The 22364-nt window shown below is 44.1% G+C and carries 15 protein-coding genes and 1 tRNA gene; 12 read left to right on the top strand and 4 right to left on the bottom strand.

The features are described 5' to 3' along the window. Positions 1-46: 46 nt before the first annotated feature. Entirely contained in the window at positions 47-403 is a 357-nt protein-coding gene (locus Q5691_RS08555) for a DNA-binding response regulator (protein ID WP_333344471.1), read from the bottom strand. 620 nt (positions 404-1023) lie between these two features. Here Q5691_RS08555 and Q5691_RS08550 point away from each other — a divergent pair. The 4 genes from Q5691_RS08550 (at position 1024) to Q5691_RS08535 (ending at position 5535) form a co-directional block, all read left to right on the top strand. Beyond that, positions 1024-2124 carry a saccharopine dehydrogenase NADP-binding domain-containing protein gene (locus Q5691_RS08550; RefSeq protein WP_333344469.1) on the top strand — a complete coding sequence of 367 codons (1101 nt, stop codon included), beginning with the start codon at positions 1024-1026 and terminating at the stop codon, positions 2122-2124. Positions 2125-2511: 387 nt separating this feature from the next. After that, entirely contained in the window at positions 2512-2862 is a 351-nt protein-coding gene (locus tag Q5691_RS08545) for a hypothetical protein (protein ID WP_333210528.1), read from the top strand. 286 nt (positions 2863-3148) lie between these two features. Beyond that, complete coding sequence (locus Q5691_RS08540) at positions 3149-3670, top strand: hypothetical protein (RefSeq protein WP_333210530.1); 522 nt, start codon at positions 3149-3151, stop codon at positions 3668-3670. 530 nt (positions 3671-4200) lie between these two features. Continuing rightward, a complete protein-coding gene (locus Q5691_RS08535) occupies positions 4201-5535 on the top strand; it encodes a hypothetical protein (RefSeq protein ID WP_333344504.1) in 1335 nt (444 codons plus the stop codon). A 139-nt stretch (positions 5536-5674) separates the two neighbouring features. Here Q5691_RS08535 and Q5691_RS08530 read toward each other — a convergent pair whose 3' ends face one another. Then, on the bottom strand, positions 5675-5995 hold the full coding sequence (locus Q5691_RS08530; RefSeq protein WP_333310654.1) for a hypothetical protein: 321 nt from the start codon (positions 5993-5995) through the stop codon (positions 5675-5677). A gap of 112 nt (positions 5996-6107) precedes the next feature. Between Q5691_RS08530 and Q5691_RS08525 the strand changes: the two genes are divergently transcribed. From Q5691_RS08525 to Q5691_RS08495, 7 genes are all read left to right on the top strand, one after another. Continuing rightward, entirely contained in the window at positions 6108-7001 is an 894-nt protein-coding gene (locus tag Q5691_RS08525) for an ion channel (protein WP_333344467.1), read from the top strand. Positions 7002-7080: 79 nt separating this feature from the next. Beyond that, complete coding sequence (locus Q5691_RS08520) at positions 7081-7407, top strand: DUF433 domain-containing protein (RefSeq protein ID WP_333344502.1); 327 nt, start codon at positions 7081-7083, stop codon at positions 7405-7407. A gap of 45 nt (positions 7408-7452) precedes the next feature. Further along, positions 7453-8628, top strand: a complete 1176-nt coding sequence (locus Q5691_RS08515; protein ID WP_333210538.1) for an exonuclease SbcCD subunit D — start codon at positions 7453-7455, stop codon at positions 8626-8628. A 238-nt stretch (positions 8629-8866) separates the two neighbouring features. Then, entirely contained in the window at positions 8867-11908 is a 3042-nt protein-coding gene (locus Q5691_RS08510) for an SMC family ATPase (RefSeq protein WP_333344465.1), read from the top strand. A gap of 87 nt (positions 11909-11995) precedes the next feature. Further along, positions 11996-13165 carry a pyridoxal phosphate-dependent aminotransferase gene (locus Q5691_RS08505; protein WP_333344500.1) on the top strand — a complete coding sequence of 390 codons (1170 nt, stop codon included), beginning with the start codon at positions 11996-11998 and terminating at the stop codon, positions 13163-13165. 16 nt (positions 13166-13181) lie between these two features. Next, positions 13182-15071 carry an aminopeptidase P family protein gene (locus tag Q5691_RS08500; RefSeq protein ID WP_333344463.1) on the top strand — a complete coding sequence of 630 codons (1890 nt, stop codon included), beginning with the start codon at positions 13182-13184 and terminating at the stop codon, positions 15069-15071. Between the two features lie 380 nt (positions 15072-15451). After that, positions 15452-17866, top strand: a complete 2415-nt coding sequence (locus Q5691_RS08495) for a hypothetical protein (protein WP_333344461.1) — start codon at positions 15452-15454, stop codon at positions 17864-17866. A 322-nt stretch (positions 17867-18188) separates the two neighbouring features. Here Q5691_RS08495 and Q5691_RS08490 read toward each other — a convergent pair. Both Q5691_RS08490 and Q5691_RS08485 read right to left on the bottom strand, forming a co-directional pair. Next, positions 18189-18261, bottom strand: a tRNA-Thr gene (locus Q5691_RS08490). Between the two features lie 140 nt (positions 18262-18401). Further along, the gene (locus Q5691_RS08485; RefSeq protein ID WP_333344459.1) at positions 18402-20558 is read right to left on the bottom strand and encodes a WD40 domain-containing protein; all 2157 of its coding nucleotides are present in this window, start codon (positions 20556-20558) and stop codon (positions 18402-18404) included. A 616-nt stretch (positions 20559-21174) separates the two neighbouring features. Between Q5691_RS08485 and Q5691_RS08480 the strand changes: the two genes are divergently transcribed. Next, positions 21175-22320: a sulfate ABC transporter substrate-binding protein gene (locus Q5691_RS08480; RefSeq protein ID WP_333210545.1), complete on the top strand. Its 1146-nt coding sequence runs from the start codon at positions 21175-21177 to the stop codon at positions 22318-22320. Positions 22321-22364: the final 44 nt, after the last annotated feature.

Genomic DNA, 22364 nt, shown 5'->3' with positions numbered 1-22364 from the left:
TGTGCAGGGGCGATAGCCGTTTCTGTCCCCAAGTGCGATCGCCCATCTAATCCTCTTTATCCAAATCTTCTTTTTTCGGAGTTTCCTCAGTAGAGGGGAATTGTAGTCGAATGTTAATATCAATTGATATTGTATTTTTCTCAATCACACCTATACCAACTATTTTTACTAATGCTTCTGGGGGTAGAGAATTATTTATTTTAAATTCAGGAGAAGACTGAGTTTTATATCCGGCTTCCTGTAGCCGATCGCAAATATTGCGCCAATTGCCTACAGGTTCGTTAGGTACATCTGCGAGTTTTTTAACATATTGGTATAAAGTTTTACATAAATAAAATTCTGCACTTTTGGAACTCTGAAACAGTTGGCGAGCGATTTCGGCGGGACTGCAACCGGAAAGCAATCCTCGGAGGTAAAGTTTTTCTGTTTCTGTTCGTCCCCTTCGCGATCTTATAATTGTAAAGTGCTGACAACAAATTACAACGGAGACCATAACAGCGGCGACGATTTCGATCGGGTTCCCACCTCCAATTTTTAGCTGGGCTGCCCAGGTGAGATGCTCCCCACTCTGCTCCCATTAAGCAATTTTTTTATAGCCTAACTAAAATTAGTTGGCAAGAGGTATATTCAAAAAACACCCAAAACTATTTGGATAAAATTTAAAAATTTGCTCTATTGATAACTGATGAATCAATCAAATATGAGGCATTGAAACATCTAGCTAAAAACAATCCTGGAAGCGAAAAAATACGATCGAGTTGTTCAGATTGCTAAAATTCTAGGGCTAGAGCGAGTCAGAGTTACTTCTTGGGGGTTTATTGTTCCTCCCGATTTGTAAAGCTAGTACGGGCAACTAAATTAACAACTCATTCTCTTTGTCTCTCGCCCCTGCCCATCTCTGGATCAGGGCGATCGCCGCCGATCCCCCAGCATCTCGCATTCTCCTCAATTCATACTTTATGCGGATGAAAACGCTGGCCCCAATTTGAGAAACTGAGAAGTGGCGTTACCCTTTTTTTAGCGATGGCAAACCGAGTTTTGATTGTCGGCGGTCGGGGACGAATTGGCAGCAGCGTTGCCCAAGACCTTGTTACCCATACCGACGCGGAAATTACTGTTACCGGACGCAATTCTGAAGCCTCTATTGGGCGGGGATTGCCGCCGGATCGGGTGCATTTCCAAACTTTAGATTTAGCAGACAGTGCAGCCCTGCACCAAGCGGTTTCATCCTCTAATCTCGTCGTTCACTGTGCCGGGCCTTTTCACTACCGAGACGCCAGTGTATTGAAAACTTGCATAGAAGCAGGCGTTAATTATACTGATGTCAGCGACAGCCGCAGTTTTACTCGCAGGGCTTTAGAGTTGCGCGAAACTGCTAAGAATGCTGGGATAACGGCTATTATTAATACGGGAATTTTTCCCGGTGTTTCTAATAGCATGGTGCGGCGAGATGTGGAACAATTAGATGAAGCAGAACACATCCATTTGAGTTATGTTGTCGGAGGTTCGGGCGGCGCTGGCGTTACCGTCATGAGAACCACTTTTTTAGGTTTGCAAACCCCTTTTGACGTTTGGGCCGATCGCAAGTGGCAGCAAGTACAACCCTACAGCGATCGCGAAACAATTGAATTTCCCGCACCCTACGGCAACACAGGGGTTTACTGGTTCGATATGCCGGAAGCAATCACTTTGCCCGAAACTTTCCCCGTCAAATCAGTTGTGACTAAATTCGGTACGTCTCCCGACCTTTACAATCACCTTACGTGGTTTGTTGCCAAGTATTGGCCGGCTAGCTGGCTCAAAAATAACTCCGTGATTGAATTTCTCTCCTATGTCAGTTATGGGATGACCAGTGTTACTAATAGTTTTAGTGGGGTTGGTGTGGCAGTGCGATCGCAAGTGACTGGTCTCAAAAACGGCAAACCGACTAAAGTTTGCTCGACAGCGGTACACCCCAGTGCTGCCGTCGCTACGGGCATCGGTACTGGCAGCATAGCTCAATTAATGTTAGAACGTAAACTGGAAAAACCGGGCGTTTGGTCGGTAGAGCAAGCTCTTTCTACTGAGCTATTTGAACGAGCTATGCAGAACAGAAACCTAGAGATAGAGCAGGTGGTTTTGTAGTGAGTTAGGTTATTTATAGCAATTTAAAATGTTCAAAAATGGAATTTTTTCCAGAACTGCGAAGATGCGAAAGACGCGCCGAAAAAGAAGAGTCAGGGGCTTCGTAATTGATGAAAAAACCCCTAGATAGGGTTCCTCGCAGGAATTGCGAGCGCCCATCATAGGAGATGAGTTCCGCTTGTATAACTAATCTATCTTTTGGTAGAAGTAATAGTAACAAGCAGGCGCTTAAGATATGGGATGTCACGGGAAACATCCCTTTTGGCTCGCTCTAGATGCGGTAGCTGCGACAAAGATTGCGCTTGAACCAAGGTTGTAAATGTGCGATCGCAGTGAAGGGGCGACAAACACCATAATTTTTGCGGAAAAATACGAGGAGAAGTTGATATGAAGCGGGTTTTCAAAGCTCTCGGAAAAACATTGAGCCAAAGCGTTTTGCTGGTCTGTACCCTGGCTTTCATTGGTCTGTTAAGTCTAGCGGTAGTACCCAGTCAGGCTGCCTACGCAGGCCAAGACAGAACTCAGGCGCCGCCAGAAGCTAAAATTACTGACCCCGCAGAAAGTTTCGAGGATCTCAATCCCCAAGCAGCTTACGAAGAAATAGTCAAAACCTCTCAAAATCCTGCAAAGGTTGAGAAAGCTTACGACGAAAGCTTAAAGGAGTACAAGGGAGAACACCCGCAAGAAGGAATAGTTCAAAAAGCTGAAGATTTGATCGAAAAGGTCACGGGCAACTAATAAATCAAGAGATTTATATCTAACTCAAGTTGCTGGTAAATACACAGCTTCAGCGAGTAGACATTTGAGCCGAGTTCAGAACTCACTTGAAAAGAATTATCTAGGGTGCGCCTCGGCGCACCTTATTGTTTAAGAGTAGCGTGTAAAACTCGTTTTTGAGTCAAAAAGTATGTTCTCATTTCCCTTCTTTTTAAGCTAGCAGATTCATCCTTAAGGCAGATGAATAGATATGAATTTAAAAGGTAAATTCAATAATAGTTACATTTAGATAAAAGGAAAAAATATCATGAGCGATGACAAAAAAACGGTACATGAACCTGATGCTAACCTCGACCCGCTTTCGGGGGAAACAGGGGCTCATCCAGTGGCAACGGGTATCGGTGCGGCGAGTGCCGGTGCTGCGGGTGCTGCGATCGGCGGTGCCATCGGCGGGCCTGTAGGAGCAGTTGTCGGCGCTGTGGTGGGTTCGTTTGGCGGCGGTTTGGTGGGCAAAGGTGTGGGCGAGGCGATCGACCCCACGGTAGAAGATGCTTACTGGCAAAGCAACTACAGTTCCCGTCCTTACGTGGACACTAGCGCAACTTATGAAGACTATCAGCCTGCATACCGCACCGGTTATGAGGGATACAGCCGCTATGGCTCTACTGGTAAGAAATTCAACGAGATCGAACCGGATTTGCAGCGCGACTACGAAACAAATCGCGGTAAGTCTAAAGTGAGTTGGGAAAAAGCTAAGCACGCCACGCGCGACGCTTGGGATCGGGTGGAACGGGCTGTTCCTGGCGACATTGACAAAGACGGCCGCTAAGGGCTTACGCCAAGTATTTCTCTGTCTTGGAGACACACAAACTCAAGCGTTCCGGTTATTTTTAGCCGGGTACCGGAATGGAGTGAAGTGTTTGATCAAAAAAACCCGGCTGCAGCGTCTTGGACTGTTGTTGATAGATAGCACAGTTTTTAACGCGAGTTTAGCGAAGTTTTTGGGGATTTTAAGCCCCTCTCTATATCGGAGAGGGTATTTTTATGCTCCCTTGAAATCGCATTTTTCAGCACGATTCTTATTTCACAGGACGGTTCGCTGTGAGAACTCGCTAGAGACGTAGAGGCTTTGCTGTGCGGGACGATCGCACTCCTAAAAAATGCTTTTTACCAAATCGGGAGGATTCCGTTTGAGATTAACATTTTTTTTTGACTATTAGCCTTAAAATTAAACTTATTCAGGACTGAGACATCGAGCGCGATGCGCTTTCTTCAATCGGAGCCGGATCGTAAAGCGTCGGTGGCTTCAAGTCCGATAATTGTTAATCTAAATTCTCTCATTCAAAATTGGTATTACTTGTGGATGAAATGTTGGAAAGAGCTTGGACACTCAAGCAAAATTTAATTGACTTTGTGCTGGATGCTGAGGGAGAGTTGGCCGTAGCTTTGGAAGCTTATGCTGCAGGTCGATCCACCGGCGAGCGCTACGATATTGCTCAGCAAAATCAAGTGATTGACAGTTTTACCATCGAAGGTAAAGTCGGAGAGAAAACCCCGATCGAGCTATTTGTCGAAAGTCAGCCAGATTTAACCGAGGGCGATCGTAGCTTGCTCGAAAGTTGGGAACACAGAAGCTTCACCGGCTTATTTGAAATCACTCAACTTTCCCCCGACAGGTTTGAACTGATGAACTGGCTGACGGCTAAGCACTACGTGGTCAAGCCCAACAGTTCTAATTTTCTTGCAGAAATGTCTCGCTTTAAGTTAGGAGAAATCTTGCGGGCTCGGATTGCTCCTCTCACCGATGACTGGTGGATACTATCGGGCCCTCCGATACCGATGGGGAAATTGGGCAAGCCGAAGTTGGCGGTGGCGATCGGCAATTTCAAGCAAAATCACAAACATAACCTATACAGCGATGCGCCGGAATTGTTAGAGCAAGCTTGGCATTCGGTAGAACAGTACCACGAAGATTTTACCGAATTTTTTGGCAGCGAGGAAGTTACGCTATCGGGATATCACCTGAATAAACAGTTGGCTGAATTTCAGGAATTCATCACTAAAAAACGCCTAGCGGATATCGGCATTGATGAACATAAATCTCTGGCGGAGATCGTTGAAGATGCTGGAGTCGATGCAGAAGAAATTAAAGCAGCAGCTATAGCAGCAGCCGGTGCAGATCCGTCTTCAGTGGAGGTAGGGATCGATAGCGATCCTCACTCAAAAATGGTAATGCCGAAAGTTGAATTGCCCGATCGCTTTAAGAAAGCCGAACAGGTGACAGCACTTTCTCATCCACGCTGGGGACAAACCTTTTTGTCTACTTACGCTCAATTTACTGCACTGCTAGCAGCCGAAGATTTTTCAACCGTTCCCGGTTACGAAAAGCTGGTGCGTAACTATCTAGAAGATGCTGGAATTAATGTCTGGATTTGGCAACGGTTAGCTAAAGTTAATCCAACGAAATTAGAACAAATTTTGCAAACTGTATTGGAACGTAAAGACTTTCAGATCGAACGCGATTTAGATGCTTTGCTGCAAGAGTTTAAAAAACCCTTAGAACCCGAACTCCCCGAAATTGCAAGCGTTCCCGTGCACCTGCACAACTTATTTCAGGAAGCTTTAGGCGAAGTTAATAAGTCAAAGTCTAAACCGCAGGAGAAAAAGAAAAGCTCTAAAGGCTTTAAATCCTAAGCAACCGAGTTTGTGGCATACTCACAGCTAACTGTGAGCTTATTGCCCGGTAATATCACTCAAATAGCTTTGCAGTCAGGACTTGAGTTTTTCTTCACCGCGATCGAAAAAACTGAAGTCCTCACTACAAACACTTTTTTTAATCTTCAACTTGTCGAACAGCCATGCGTTGCAGCGGCAGACTGAGTATGCTAGAAGCAGTCAACAAGTAAGAAAGAACAGTAGTCAGCTTCAAACTGAGCAATAACCAGCTATCTTCTGGTAGGTGAAGTTTTAGCCCGAAAAAAGAGATGCAGTACACTATCCAGTAAGTAAAGCTCATCTTGATTAGGATTTCTTCGCTCAAAGTGCGCTCGTCCGTTGGCTGCGAGTTGCGATGATCACCCAGCAGGACTAGACCCGCAATAGAAGCCACAAAAGAAACCATAACGAGATAGTCATGCCAGTTAAGCTCAACCATTTCTAAACTCCGCTTTTATCCGAATTTTTGGAATCAGACATCAGTCTAAAGGATAAGTTTTCCCGGTCAAAGCAATAGTTACAAATTGAAACAGCCGCAGTTACAAATCGCAATGAAAATTCCCCGCAACCACCAGCCACAGGCTCGTTTAGTCAGCCGCCAAGGACAATTGCCCTTAAATATTGTCAAGTTGGGAGTACCGCGCCTGCATTTTGCCGACCTCTACCACAGGCTACTAACTCTTTCTTGGCCACAATTTTTCATCCTGATTTGTCTCTCCTATACAGTCACGAATTCTTTATTTGCCTTAGCTTACTTGGCGGGAGGAGATTGCATTGCTAACGCGCGGCCGGGTTCTTTCCCAGATGCCTTTTATTTCAGCATCCAAACAATGGCGACGATCGGCTACGGCTCTATGTATCCGCGCACGGATTACGCTAATACTATAGTCGCGATCCAAGCGCTTTTTGCTTTGTGGGGAGTCGCGATGGTGACGGGACTCGCTTTTTCGAGATTTTCCAGACCAACAGCTAGAGTTATCTTCAGCCGCGTAGCTGTGATCGCTCCTTTTAACGGCGTTCCGACTCTGATGTACCGCACTGCAAATCAGCGTTTTAACCAAATTTTAGAAGCGCAGCAGCGAGCTACTTTGATCCGTGACGAGGTAACATCGGAAGGAGAATTTATGCGGCGTTTTTACGATTTGCAATTGGTGCGAAGTCACTCTCCGGTTTTTGCATTAACTTGGACGGTTATGCACGCAATTGAGGAGAGCAGTCCTTTGTACCAACTTACTGCTCAAGACTTGATGGAACAGCAAGCGGAAATTGTAATTACGTTAACAGGAATTGATGAAACTGTTTCGCAAACTATTCATGCGCGACATTATTTTGTGGCATCTGAAATTATGTGGAATATGCGGTTTGTAGATATTTTTTTGAAATCGGCGACGGGAGGGCGGGTGGTTGATTATACTCGGTTTCACGATGTGAAGCCTGTGGAATGAAAGTTTTGATTTAGCCACCAGTGCTAGAATACCTGTATGGCAAAAAAAATTAATATTCATGACCTCAATAATTGCAAAGATGACACTGAAAGAATTGCAACCGCAACTCTTGGCTTTAACTCCAGAAGAGAAGGCTCAAGCTATAGAATTACTAGCCCAAAGTTTAAGAAAATTTTGGTCGGGAATTCAAAAGACTCCCGGCGTGTGCGGCGGCGATGCTTGCATCAGACAAACGCGAATTCCTGTTTGGGTGCTGGTGAATGCTCGCCGTTTAGGTATTTCTGAAGCTGAACTCCTAGAAGACTATCCGACTCTGCGTGCCGCTGACTTGGCGAATGCTTGGGCTTATGCTGAGGCATATCCTGATGAGATTGAAACAGCAATTCACGAAAATGAGGAAGATTGAAAAGTTACAGGTTTCTATGAAAATAAACAAAATACTCCTTGTACTATGCGAATAATTCATACTGCTGACTGGCATTTAGGGCGACGTTTTCGAGGGATCGATCGCACTTTTGAAATTGCGATCGCCCTCGAACAGATTTTGAAGCAAGCAAAAGCCTTGGATGTCGATGCTGTGCTCGTTGCGGGCGACATTTTCGACGTACCCAACCCTCCCGCTTACGCCGAACGCATTGCTTATAACTTTTTCTGCGAACTCCAAGCAGCAGGAATTCCCGCAATTGCGATCGCCGGTAATCACGATTCCGCATCCCGCATCGACAGCATCGCGCAATTGCTTTCCCTCGCAGGTGTTCGCGCTTTAGGCAAACCCAGGCTTTCCGCCGACGGTGGCACGATTACTCTTAATACAAAAAGCGGTAAACTTTGTGTGGGAGCGATGCCTTTTGCTTCCGAACAAAGACTGTTAGATGCTAATTCTCTTTGGCAGTCTGGCGATGCCGATCGCCGAAAAGATTACCGCGAAATCGTAGCATATTTACTCGAAGATTTAACCAGAGATTTTAGAGACAATACTGTCAATTTTCTCATGGGACACATGAGCATTGACGGCGCTCGATTGGCAAAATCTGAAGCCGCTTATTACACGCGAGAAAAATACCTGCTGTCCTCGCAAACTCTGCCCCCGGAAGCTCAGTATGTTGCCCTCGGACACATCCACATTCACCAACGGATTTCTGAGACTTCTCCCGCTTATTATTCCGGTTCTTTGATTCAGTTAGATTTTGGAGAAGCGGAACAGGAAAAAGGATTTTGCTTGATAGAAGTTGAGCCGGGAAGTCAGGCAAAGGTGGAATTTAAGCCTGTGGCTTGCCACAAGCCGTTAAAAGTGCTTAAATGTCATAACGACAATCTTGATGAAACTTTAGAAGCTCATCAGTACCATCCGGGTTTCTTGAAAGTAATTGTCGAACTAGACAGTCCGCAAATCGGACTTGCAGATCGTGTGCGCCAAATCTGTTCTCAAGCGCTGTTAATTGAACCGCGCTATCCAGATGCAGCGCTAGAAGCAACAGAAATAACTAATATCGATCCCAATAATTTCGATCCGGCAACCGAGTTTTGCAACTATTATCAAAACCGATTGGGAACGACACCGAAACTGGCAGTATTGGAGGAATTTAAAAATTTGTACAAGAAGTTTAAGGAAACAGTTAACAATTAAATGGGTAAAAAGATACAATCCAAAATCCAAAATCTCAAATTTCAAATAGTGTTAAGACTGAAACCCACGCTCAATGTCGCTTGTAGTCGAGTCTAGATCCCCCTAAATCCCCCTTAAGAAGGGGGACTTTGATAATACTCTTGTCCCCCCCCTTGTTAAGGGGGGGTAGTGGGGATAGGGAAGACTGTAGACCTGAATATAACAATCTAAAACCCCAAATCCTAAAACTAAAATCAATATGCGTCCACTCGAACTTATTCTCGAAGGATTTACCAGCTTCCACCAGGAACAGCGTTTAGATTTTGGTCAACTCGATTTGTTTGCAATTACTGGTGCTACAGGTGCGGGCAAATCTTCACTGTTAGATGCCATGACTTACGCTCTTTTTGGCACTACTACTCGCAGTGGCAAACAAGTAAGTGATTTGGCAAGTCAAGGCAGCGAAAATTTAAAAGTACAGTTGCGTTTTGCTGTGGGTTCGGCACAGTATCGGGTGACGCGAAGGTGGCGTTTTCGTCCGAAATCTCCCGAAAATAAGGTGATTTTGGACAACTGGCAAAATGGTCAATGGGAAACTTTGGGGACGAGTATCGTTGCTGTTCAAAATACCATTGAACAGATTTTAGGAATGGATTTTGATACTTTTACGCGAGCAATTGTTCTGCCTCAAGGCAAGTTTGATGAGTTTATTAAAGGGGATACATCCAAACGTCGGGAAATTTTGCGGCAGCTAGCGGGATTTGAGATTTTTGAGCAGATGCGGAAGGAAACAAATGAACTCGCAAAGTTGCTGAAACAGGAACGGGAAATGGTGGAAAGGCAGCTAGCGGATTTGAGTGCGCCGACGGCTGATGAGGTGGCTCAAAGACGATCGCAACTTTTGATTTTAGAGCAGCAGTTGCCCCAGTTCGATCGCGCTGTGATGAAAGCTCAGAAGGATCTAGATGAAGAGGAACAGCTATTTTCGCAAATCGCTCGCTGGCAAGAGCTGCAACAACAACTGACCCAATTAAATGCTAATTCTGCTGAGGTTGCAATTTTAGCACAGCGTTTAGAAAGAGCGCAAGCTGCCAATCATTTACAGGGAGATTGGGCTTTAGTGCGATCGGCTCGCAGTCATTATGAAACTGCCGAAAGTGCCTCGGTGGCAGCGCGAAAGCAGTTAATTAAAGCTCGATCTGAGCTAGCAGTAGAGCAGCAGCAACTTGACGGGGCAAAAGCTAAAGAAGAGGTGCTAGCGCCACAAATTAAGGCTCGCGAAGATGCTCTAGCTGCTGCTAAAGTATATGAAGAACAACGCGCTCAATTAGAAAAAGAAGTTGCGCTTGCCCAAAAAATTCAACAGGAAAAACTCCGCTTTTTTATGGCAGCAGATAAAGAACTGCAAGCTGCTAACACTAAAATTCAAGGCGCGGGTTTTCGAGTTACTCAAGCAGCGGCACAGCTCGCACAGTATTCGCAGGGAGGGAAGCGTTTAGAGCAATTGCAGCAAATTTCACCCTTATTGATGGAACTTCAGCTAATTACCAAGCAGGGAAAAGCTCAGCAGCAACAGTTGGATAAATCGATCGCAGATAAGGAAAAAGCTCAACAGAGTTATGTGGAGGTTGCCACTAATTTAGAAGCAGCCGAAATCAGGTTAAAAGAGTGTGCCCGCGAGTTAGAAGTGGCCCAAACCGCTAATGCGGAAGCGGCACGTTTAGAGAGTGTTGCTGCTATCAGAATGTCGCTGAATTCTGGCGATACTTGCCCGGTGTGCGGGGGGGTGCATCCTGAGAGCGAGAACCTGCCTCCTTTGCCGAATTCTAATATTGTCGATGTCGCTGATTTGCGGCAGAAATTGGCGGCAGCAAATCAGGTTTTTCAAGATGCTCAAAGGTTGGCTGCTGAGGCAAAAAGTACAGTTTCAGCTTGCCAGCAAAAAGAGTCGGAAATTGCTCAAATGCTGGAATTAACGGGGAATAGAGTTGCCGAATTGCAGCAGCAAATTACTCAAGTTCTGGAAGATTCTCAGTGGGAAAGCTTGGGGTTGCAGCAGGAGTTGGCAATCCTTAAAGAGAGCGATCGCCAATACCGCGAAACCGAACAGCAGTTCCAACTGGCATCATTGGAATATGATAATTTTCAGGAAAGATTTAATTTGGCGGTGGCGACTCAAGCAGCTAAACAGCAGGAATATCAAGATGCGATCGCCGAATCAGACCGCCGCCAGCAGCAGTTCCAAAGTTGTGTAAATGCGCTTTATCAAATTACGGAATATCAACCTTATGCTAATTTAGCAAAAGTCTTAGAACAAGACAAGCAAGACTTGGCCAATCTGCTGAAAGTGGCCGAAAAATCATATCAAACTGCTCAAAATAAGGTTATTCAAGCAGCAGAGAGAGAGCAACAAGCTGGAGAGGCTTTTGGGCAAGCCCAGGCTCATAAACAGCAGCTAAACCTCGATTGGTCAGCAAAATTAACGGCGGCTGATTTCACAGAAGAGACATTTTTAGCAGCGGTTGCGACAGTTAAGGAACAATCAGAATGGGAAAATGCTATTCGCTCTCACCGCGAATCAAAAATTCAGTTAGAGACGCGGGCGAAAGATTTGAGCGAGGCGATCGCAGGCAGAACTACGGATGAGGATACTTTAGCACAAGTGCGATCGGCAAAACATACCGCCCAAGAAAACCTCAAACAAGCCAACAACAACCGCGCCGAACTTTTAGCTTGGGTTCAAGTAGCAGCCCAAAATCTTGAACAAGCTGAAAGACTGTCACAGCAAATCACCAATTTCACAGAGCAAGAGCAAACTTATCACACCTTAGCGCAGAATCTCAAATCCAACGAATTTCAATCCTACATTTTAGAACATTTAGAAGCAGAATTAGTCGGCAGCGCTACATTAATTTTGCAAGAATTAACCGAAAATCGCTACAAACTAATAAACCAAGACGGCGAATACTGGGTAGCAGATAATTGGAACGGCGGCGAAGCTAGACGAGTGCGAACCCTTTCCGGTGGCGAAACCTTTGCCACTTCCTTATCAATGGCTTTAGCTTTGTCAGAAAAGCTGTCTCAAGGAACTCACTTGGGCAGCTTATTTCTCGATGAAGGATTTGGTACTTTAGATACCGAAACTCTCGAAAGCGTTACTCAAATTTTAGAATCTTTGCGGCAGCGAGATAGGCTGATTGGAGTGATTACCCACGTTCGAGAATTGGGCGAAAGATTGCCCGCACAAGTTAAAGTTTCTAAATCCCCGCAAGGTTCTAAAATAGAAGTACATAGATCCTGAAGTGGAGAGGCGAGTGCGTGAAATAGTAAACTTGCTTCAGGACGTACATTATTACGAAACCTGCCCTACAATTACCTAGGATATATGATGAAAAATCACCCGACTCGAATGCAATCGGTACAGTCGCCAATAATTCCAGTAGTTGGCGAACTGATCCGCAAAAATCCGGGAACAATATCTTTAGGACAAGGGGTAGTTTACTACCATCCGCCACAAGAATCATTTGACCGAATTCCCGAATTCTTCGCAAATACCGATAATCACAAATACAAAGCCGTGGAAGGAATTCCACAATTACAAGATGCTATTGCAGCCAAACTTAAAACCGATAACGACATAGAAATTAACAGGAAAAACTGCATTGTAGTTACTGCCGGCAGCAATATGGGATTTACCAACGCCATTCTCGCCATCACCTCGGCGGGAGACGAAATTATTATCCAATCACCTTATTACTTCAACCACGAAATGGCGGCTATTATGGCAAATTGCCGACCAGTGATAGTAGAAACCGACGCCAAATATCAACTTAATATCGATGCTATAAAAAAAGCAATTACCGACAAAACGCGAGCCATAGTTACCATTTCACCAAATAATCCCACTGGTGTTGTTTATTCGGTCGAAGCACTCCGGGAAGTTAACGAAATTTGTCGCCAGCACAACATTTATCACATCAGCGATGAAGCTTACGAATATTTTACTTATAACGGCGTCAAACACTGTTCCCCCGCCGCTTTTCCCCACAGCAGCGAACATACAATTTCTCTATTTAGCCTCTCCAAAGCCTACGGTTTTGCGAGTTGGCGGATCGGGTATATGGTAATACCAGAACACTTGCTCGTTTCAGTGAGAAAGATTCAAGATACAATCTTGATTTGTCCGCCCGTAATTTCTCAGTATGCAGCGCTGGGAGCCTTGCAAGTTGGTAGAGGTTACTGCGATAATTATGTAAGGGCGATCGCATCCGTGCGCCAACTGGTATTAGACGAACTCAATACCATCCAAAACTTGTGTACAATTTCCCCAGCCTGCGGAGCATTCTACTTTTTCTTGAAAGTTGATACTGAAATCGATACAATGGAATTAGTAGAAAAATTAATTCGTGAATATCGCGTAGCCGTGCTTCCCGGTACAACATTCGGCATGGATAGCGGCTGCTATTTGCGGGTTGCTTATGGTGCTTTGGAAAAAGCAACCGCCACCGCAGGTATTAGGAGATTAGTTAAAGGTTTGAAGACAATTTTAAACAAGTAAAATAGGAAATTTAAAAATGGTTGCCACTAACTTAAAAAAACATACAAATAGTCAAGATACCTCGGCTGCCAAACTGGCAGACTTGCGCGATTTGATGGCAGATTACGACTTAGATTGGTATTTCATCCCAGCGGTTGACGAACATTTAAATTTATCAGTTCCAGCAGCCAAGCAGCGGCGAGCTTGGATGTGCGGTTTTACGGGTTCCGCCGGCGATTTGTTGGTTGGCAAAGATTCCGGTTGGCTGTTTGTGGATTCCCGCTATTACGAACAAGCCGAATTGCAAGTCGATACGGGAATTATTCAAATATCAAAGCTCGGCTTAGAAGGAAATTTAACATTAATTGAAACTTTAGAAAAATTGGCTGTAGAAGCGGCAGAAAAATCAAGGAAAATTCGCATGGGTTTTGACCCATTTACCGTAGCGACAGAGCAATATCAAAATTGGGTGAAAAAATTTGCAACTGCGGATATTGAACTCACACCAATCCGGGAGAATTTGACAGACAAAGTGCGATCGCAAACTCCTTGGCAAACAGCAGAGACTTTACCCGCGATTGATGCAGAACCCATATTTAGCTTACCTGTATCCCTGACAGGAGAAACCGCCGCCGAAAAATTAGCCAGAGTCAGGGAAGCGATGCAAAAAGCCAACATCGATGTGCTTCCGATTACCAACCTGAATCAAATAGCTTGGCTGTTCAACCTCCGAGGCTCGGATATTCCCCACATTCCCATTTTCATATCCTATGCCATTATCACCACAGATTCAGCGTTTTTGTTTACTAATCCCGAACGAATTTCGCTAGAAATTAAGCAAGAATTGCGGGCGGATGTAACTTTGCTTCCCTACGCCGACTATCCGCATACATTAGAAACTTGCGTAAATTTGCCACATAAAGTTCGGGTACTTTTAGACCCGAAACACAGCACAGCCGGCACGTACCAGTTAATCTTAAACCATCAAGAAGCGCAGTTTTACAACATCGAAATAGTTTTTGATACTCATCCGGTGGAAGGGATGAAAGCTCGCAAAAATCCCGTAGAAATTGAGCAGATGAAATTAGCCAATTTCAAAGCAAGCCGAGCGAAAACTTTGACTTTAAAGTGGTTGAAAGAACAGCTAGAAAATGGTAAGGTAGTTACCGAGTTTGATGTCAAAGAAAGCATCGAAAATTTTTACCAGCAAGAAACAGATTTTCAGACTTTAACTTTTAGAACGATCGCCGGTGCGGGAGCCAATAGCTCGATCGTACATTACGGAACCCCCAGCCCAGAAATAACGTTAAAACCGGGGGAACTGCTGCTGCTTGACTCAGGCGCGCAATATTTAGCAGGTACAACCGACGATACGAGAACAGTAAGTATCGGAGAACCGACGGCGCTACAAATAGAACACTACACAACAGTCTTAATCGCGCACATCAACTGTGCAATGCAGCAATTTCCCAAAGGAACAACGGGAGCGCAATTAGATGCGATCGCCCGTGCGGTATTATGGCAAGAACAGCTAGACTACGGACACGGTACAGGGCACGGAGTCGGCGCGTTTTTAGCAGGCCACGAAGGGCCAAACGGCATCAGCAAATCTGTGCAGTATCCCCTGGAAGCCGGAATGGTAACGAGCATCGAACCGGGATATTACGAACCGGGATGGGGCGGAATTCGCATCGAAAATCTCTATGTTGTCAGGGAAATGCCATCAAAAAACGGTACGGTTTGGTACGGATTTGAATCGCTGACGTATATTCCGTTTGACAAAAAATTGATTAATGTCGATCGGCTATCAAAGACTCAACTAGCATGGTTGAATAATTATCATGCTGCTGTAGTCGAGAAACTGGAACCCGTACTTGATGCAGCAACAATTGAATGGTTGAAAACAGCCTGCGCTGAGTTAGGTTAAGCCTTGTAATTTGTCGCACATTTAACTTGTGCACCTATTTTTCGGGAAACTCTTGTGGGGTGGGCACGCGAGCCCGCCCCCAAGGGAAGTAATCAAACTACTGATACGTCTTCAACTACTCCCAACGCATAAACTCTCAGACACAATATCCTAAAGACCTGTTAACAGACTAAGGTAATGACAATAAAATAGAAGATAAGCAGATATTTAGTGTCTATATAGCAAGTCTATTTGAGTCGTGAATGTAGAACAACCTGAAACGCTTGTGATGATTCAATCGATTGTTTACAAATCAAATGGTTTTGCTATAGCTAATAGAACTAAACTGTTTATCCCTGATACTCTAACACAAAATTACCAAGGATAAGGGATTAAGTTTTATGAAAGCAGAATCAGAAGTATCTATTTTTTTTGCACTATCTATTTTCTCAAATGAAAATTTTAAAGCCGATGATGATAGACTAAACTATCAATCCTATAAAGAGCTAGGTCTAATTTGTGGTCAATGTAGAGAACTTGTCTTTTTTAAGCAAGGTATAGAGAGAGTTTCTCACTTCTCTCATTTCAGAGATACAGGCAAAGATTGTCCGTGGAGAACAGAGAGCCATAGTAATACACAATCTAGTGATTCTTTTAAGAGAGAACAAAGTTTACAAGAATTCCAAACTAAATTTAGATGGATTATTGAACAAGGGATAATAAAACATCAACAAATTTCAAACTCTCAGCTTCGCGAGCAAATAAAGGAAGGTCAAAAATTAGTTTCTACCTATAAGATAGATATCGACTCTTGGCTAAGGTGGTTTAATCAAAATAGAGAACAACTGGGAAATCTAGCTAAAAGTTTGTATCAAAGTAATGAGTTAGTATCTGAGGGAAATCAGATAATTCTTTTAAATTTTGTTGATTATTTGTGTGTTCCTGCTAGTGAAGATATTTTGAGAGATATCCTTTACTATGTATTTGGTTTATTGGATAAAGATATATCTCTTAATAAATACTTAGAAGAGGTTTGCTCTAAAGTCATTGAAATAATAATTTTTGCTGGTTGGGAAGAAGAGTACGAAATCGCACCTATCATATTCAAAGGGATTGACCACCCTAATGTAGAGGAAAAAACTCCTAAAGGTCAAATCAAGGTAGAGCAGCAAACACCTAAGCCTATTAAGTTGGAAAATGAGAAAGTCGGAGTTAATCAAGTCGAGTTCACCGACATAATCGCGACTGTTCCTATGCTGTTACGACTGACACCGGGTGAGACGGGTTACAAACTGGTAGGATTGCCGATCAAATTACCGCCAGAACTGACTTATGATTCTGCCCGTTATATTGCCTCTAATTTAGGCATGGGCGCACTCGGTTATCTAAACAATGAGGTAGCCAGAATAAAGGGTGGATCTGAGTCTATGATTGGTAGGTATACCAGGCGAGACATGATCGATGCTTTGAATGCGTTGATCACTGGTATCAAGGCAAGCCAAAAAATTGATCCGGCTAACGTCTTAATCAGTAAAAACAAGCTAAAAGCGTACATGAGTCAGCAGGAATTCTATTCCTCACCAACTGACCAATACTACTCATTCTATCCTCTAGCATCTGTCAAAATTATCCAAGAGACTGAAAGCATCAAGTATAGCTATAGGTTAACAAACTTCGGCGACCCGATGGCATTAATTAGAGCCAACCTCTCATCAATACAGACTTGGGTGCAGCGTCTAAACTATAACCTTAAAAATTACTTTGGGGTTAAAAAACCCAGCTTCGATGAGATCCGCCAATACCTGAAGGATTACTTTAAGTTCAAAAATTGCGATCTCAAGGTCTATTACGATAATGGGATATTTTTTGAAGTCTGGCATCAAGGGAAATTAGTAACAAAACAACTCATTACCATAATCGATCCTGCTAATGCTGAAAAAACCTACAATCTGCAATCCGTAAATATCGCTAGAAATATCCAGTTTGGTGATAATCGGATATTTGAAAAAGTGTTGAAGTGCCACAACATTCTAGATAGTGACTTAATACGGTTTGCTAAAGGTCAATTATCAAAAGTTGTTGACAAATTCATTACCGCTAACGAGAAAAAGTTAGTAGGCAAAGATAAAGTGGCACAGACTAGCAAGGTTAGGGATCTGCTAGGTTTTGGTAAGACTAGCAAGGGCTTCTCTAACATCAAAAGCACGTTCTTAAAATTCATAAGACCATTCTCTAATGAATCAGAAGTTAACAGAGGTAAAGTCTTAAACCTTAGAACGGGTAAAACGTTAGATCAACATTCTGCCAATGAGTTATTAGAGAAAATGACAGCTAACTGGAAGGAATGGGATCGTGATAAAGATCAAACAATTCAACTAGGAGGAATAGAGGTTAAGAAGCCTAACCCTGGCAAGTTAATGTTAGAGGTTCACAATAAAATCTCTGATTATCCGCAGTTAGATCAACTTGTTTGGGGTGATTTAATAGAAGTTTGGTGGCAATTGACACAAGAGCCGATCGGTTTTAGGACTTCTAGCGGTGTGATATTAACACCTTGGTCTATCAAAGAGGATCGAGTTGACATCTGGCAATACAGAATAAAGATGCAACTGATCGACATTCTCCGAGATCAAAAGACAAATAAAGGTGAGGTAACAACAATAGAGGCACATCTACAACTATCGAGAAAGAGGTTAAGAGAGATATTAGATACTGTCTACCCTAACTGGCAAAAACAAGTATCGGAGGATATACTGAGACATCTCGACGCATTAGAGAACGCATTAGAGTTAGCTAAAAAAGCTGCTAAACTCTAAACACTAGCTAGGGTATACCCGGTAAGTTATCCTAGCTCTTTCTACTAAAAGCATTCAACCTTTGACTTAAGTCAGTAAAAAGAATGAAATTTAGTAGATGTAAACAAATAAAACAGGTATATACCCTACTAGATAGCCAACCCGTTTTAAATCCCTATCTAGCTTAGGTTTACTTCGTACTTTTTATAGACTACTAAGATAGGAAATTATATCATAAAGCCGAGCTTTAAGAGCTTAGTTGGGTATGGGGTTCTAGACCCACTTCATACCTAAAAATAAGACCAAGGCTCGAAGTTTCATCAAGCCTTGGTCTTATTAGTAAAGCTGGTGACAGGATTTGAACCTGCGACAGGCTGATTACAAATCAGCTACTCTACCAACTGAGTTACACCAGCAGTGAAAATTAATATAGCAAACTTATAGTCATTAGCGCAACCCCCCCAGCCAACTTTTTTTTCAAAGTCGCTCAAAACCCCTCCCCGTAAGGGCAAAACCGGAATTCTCTGCCCGGTGCCCACAGCCCACTGCCAATTAACTAATCGCAGCGCCAAATCTTAATCGTCTGATCCGCACTGCCGCTGGCGAGCAAATTGCCCGAAGGTGCGATCGCCACCGAATACACCGTACCCGAATGTCCTTTAAGAGTGGTCAACAACTCCCCCGTCTGCAAATTCCAAATATTAATCGTATTATCATCGCAGCCACTAACCAAAGTCAAACCGTCCCCACTGATAGCAACCGAATCGCCTCGGCTCACATAATTCTGCAAAATATGCACCGCCTCATTCGTTCCTAAATTGGCTACACCCTTTCCCTTCGCATAATTAGTATTTAAAATCCGCAACAAGCTGCCCGTGTGCAAATTCCGCAGCTTAATCGTATAATCATTGCTGACGCTAGCAAGAACCTGACCGTCTGGGGCGATCGCCACAGAATTCACCCCAACATTCAACCCCGAAAGAGTCCGCAGCAACTTGCCACTTTCCACATCCCAAACCTTACTCGTCGCATCCGAACTGCCACTCGCCAATATTTTACCGTCCGGGCTAAAAACCACCGCATTCACATTGTCAGAATGACCCTTCAAAGTCCGCAGCAACTCACCACTCCGCAAATTCCACAGCTTAATCGTATTATCAGCCCCGCCGCAGCTAGCAATTACCAGGCGCTTCGGGTTAATTGCCACCGAATTTACCTCCATAGAATGTCCTGGAAAAGTACACAGCAAATCGCCACTGTGTAAATTCCAAAACTTAATTGTTTCGTCCGAACTGCCGCTGACCAACATTTTTCCGTCATAGCTAATAGCCACCGAATTTACGCGATCGGAATGTCCCGTCAGATTGCCAATTAATTCCGCTGTTTCTAAATTCCAAATCTTAATAGTTTTATCCCAACTACCGCTAGCCATAATTTTACCGTCAGGGCTAATCGCCAGAGAATTCACAAACGATGAATGTCCCGGCAGCGTATATACACACCGCCATTTTTGATGTTTTAATTTGTGAGCTAATTCCTTCACCCGCTTAGCTGCCGCCTCAGCTTCCTCTCTACGTTTGAGTTCAGCCTCCTCCAAACGCTGGCGTTCCGCCTTAGCTTTTGCCTCTCGCAGCGCCAGCCGCCGCATCTCTCCCTTATAGACTATTCGCTGCTGCTCTTGAATTTCTTTAAGAGTTTCAATATACGGTTGGGCCCAATCTTTAGAAAACCATTCATGAGCAAATTCCGCCTCTAATTTAAATAACTGAGGTTCGTGAGTAAAATCAATATTTAAATAATACAAATCAGCTAAAAAAGCGGCCAATAACTTGTGAATAGTCACAATTATTTGCCGAATAATCCGCAGGCTCAGCTTTTGATCTTTCCCCTCCGCCTCCAACTGATGATAAACCTCTTCCCAATTCCAAGGCTGCATCGCCACTAGAGAAACGCTCTGATTGATGACTCCCCAAAAACCCACATGAAAATTAACTTCATAATCGCTGATATCGCTGTACAGTATAGCTGTCGGTACGGGAGACAACACAGTCTGCAACCGCTCCACATCAATATCAGAAATGGATTTTTTGAAATAGTCTCCGTAAAACTGAACCGGGCACAACTCTCCGTGCGGGGGGTAGTGCTGGTTCAAAAAAGCTCTTAACTTAGCCGGCAGCTCGATATTCAGATTGTGGCGAAACGAATCGGGGCAATCTTGGCTAATTTTTGCGGGAGCAACTAACAGCAGCAATCGGTGCTGCTGCTGCTGCAAAATCTGTTCAGTTTCCTGCCTGCTCAAATTAGAAAACCAGTTGTCTCTGTCCCAAATAGTTTGAATTTCGCTCAGCTTAACTCGAATTGCTTCTGATTGAAACTCCCGCATTAAGTCGCGGCAAAGTCGGCTAATTGCCCGCTTATCTCTTACTTCTTGTGCCTTAATTCGATTAGCCCGTTCTTCCTTTACCCTTTCTTCTGCGTCGGCGATCGCGATTAATTCTTGTTCTCTGGCCTGCTGCCGCTGCAAATATCTCACTTGTGCTTTAATCCAGCGGGGGTCTTTTTTGATTTGCTGGTTCAAAGCTGAAGAACCAGATGGCTCAATTTCTGCATAGCGTTCGTTGACAGCGCTTGCTCCCAATCTTTCTCCCAATTCCGAGGCTACAGGCTTCAACAGTTCAATTAGGGTGTCTGAGACGGGGCGGGGTAAGGGCATACCAGTTAAAACTTTTTCTTACTTAAGGGCGATCGCGCGAGTCAATCGATTTTAGATTTTAGATTTTAGATTTTAGATTAAAGAATTGAAGCATTGACCCCACGGATAAATTCGGGGGCAAGTTTATCGGATACAGGTTTTTTATTTCTGGACGGATGAATCCGGGGGCTTGTATCCTGGATGCTTTCGCTCAGGCATATCTCGATGGGGCGGGGGATCTTGGCATGAGCCCTACATTTGGGCGATCGGTCAACGTAAGTAATTGAACAGAATTAATTACACACTGATTCTTTGCTGATTCTTTACTAGACAAGGCTTGTAGCCAAGAGTGTTGTGTAATTAATTGTGTCCTACTACTTATCTATAAGGCGAATCGTGCAGCCGCGCCAGCTTAGCACCTTAACTCAATAAGAGTATTTATACACTTTACATTTTACCCCGAATCTGAATCCAAAGCACCGACGGAAAAGACTTCAGGATATGCGATCGACCCTGAGTTCCCCCAATTTGTTTTTTTTGTTGCCTTTTGACTCGCTCTTGTCTATAATCGTACTTCACAACCATAATTACGGTATTCCTACCCAAGAACCGTAGTTTATCTAGAGGAACAAATATAATGAGCCCGTGGCAACGCCTAACTCAACACCTTTACTGGCCGCAACAGCGATCAGCCAGCACAAATCAATCATTTACTGCCATGAGAAGATTTGTATCGCTATTTTTAGTGGGAATAACTTTAAGTCTGGCCGTTGCATCCTGCGGCCAGGGAACCACCAACAATCCTGCAGCCACTCCAGGCGGTGCTAGCCCAGCAGCCAACAAAGGCAACGTAGAATTAACTCTAGTATCCTTCGCCGTCACCAAAGCCGCCCACGAAGCGATAATTCCCAAATTCGTAGAACAATGGCAAAAAGAAAAAGGCCAAACCGTCACCTTCAACCAAAGCTACGGCGGTTCCGGTTCCCAAACTCGGGCCGTAATTGACGGTTTAGAAGCAGACATCGTACACCTAGCCCTCGCCCTCGACACCGCAAAAATCGAAAAAGCCGGACTCATTGAGCCCGGGTGGGAAAAAGAAGTCCCTAACGAAGGCATAGTCAGCAAATCCGTAGGAGCAATAGTCACCCGCGAAGGCAATCCCAAAGGCATCAAAACCTGGGAAGATTTAAGCAAAGACGGAGTAAAAGTGATTACTGCCGATCCTAAAACATCAGGCGTTGCACGCTGGAATTTCCTCGCACTTTGGGGTTCGGTTGTTAAAACCGGAGGAGACGAAACGAAAGCATTAGACTTTACTAGCAAAGTCTACAAAAACGTCCCGATTCTGACTAAAGACGCCCGCGAAGCCACCGACGTATTTTTCAAACAAGGCCAAGGTGACGCCTTAATTAACTACGAAAACGAGATTCTTCTGGCCGGTGAGAAAGGCGAAAAACCGACTTATACTATTCCCGAAGTCAATGTTTCGATCGACAATCCGATTGCCATTGTCGATAAAAACGTTGATAAACACGGTACTCGCGAAGTCGCCGAAGCATTTGTCAAATTTCTGTATACCCCAGAAGCTCAGCGAGAATTTGCCAAAGTAGGCTTCCGCCCAGTAGATGCGACAGTAGCGGCGGAACCAGAATTTGTCCAAAAATATGCCCCCATCAAAACCCTATTTACAGCTCAAGACTTAGGAGGTTGGGGAGATATTCAGAAGAAATTCTTCGATGATGGAGCTGTTTTTGACAAAATCCAAGGTTCAATTAGACAGTAGTGGCCGGGGGGGTTTACGAGATGATTGGTTTTAGGCAATTATTT

It is taken from the genome of Microcoleus sp. w1-18aA5 (assembly GCF_036701705.1).
GTDB lineage: Bacteria > Cyanobacteriota > Cyanobacteriia > Cyanobacteriales > Microcoleaceae > Microcoleus.
The sequence above is the reverse complement of the archived record's forward strand: the minus strand, read 5'-3'. Positions and strand labels throughout refer to the sequence as shown.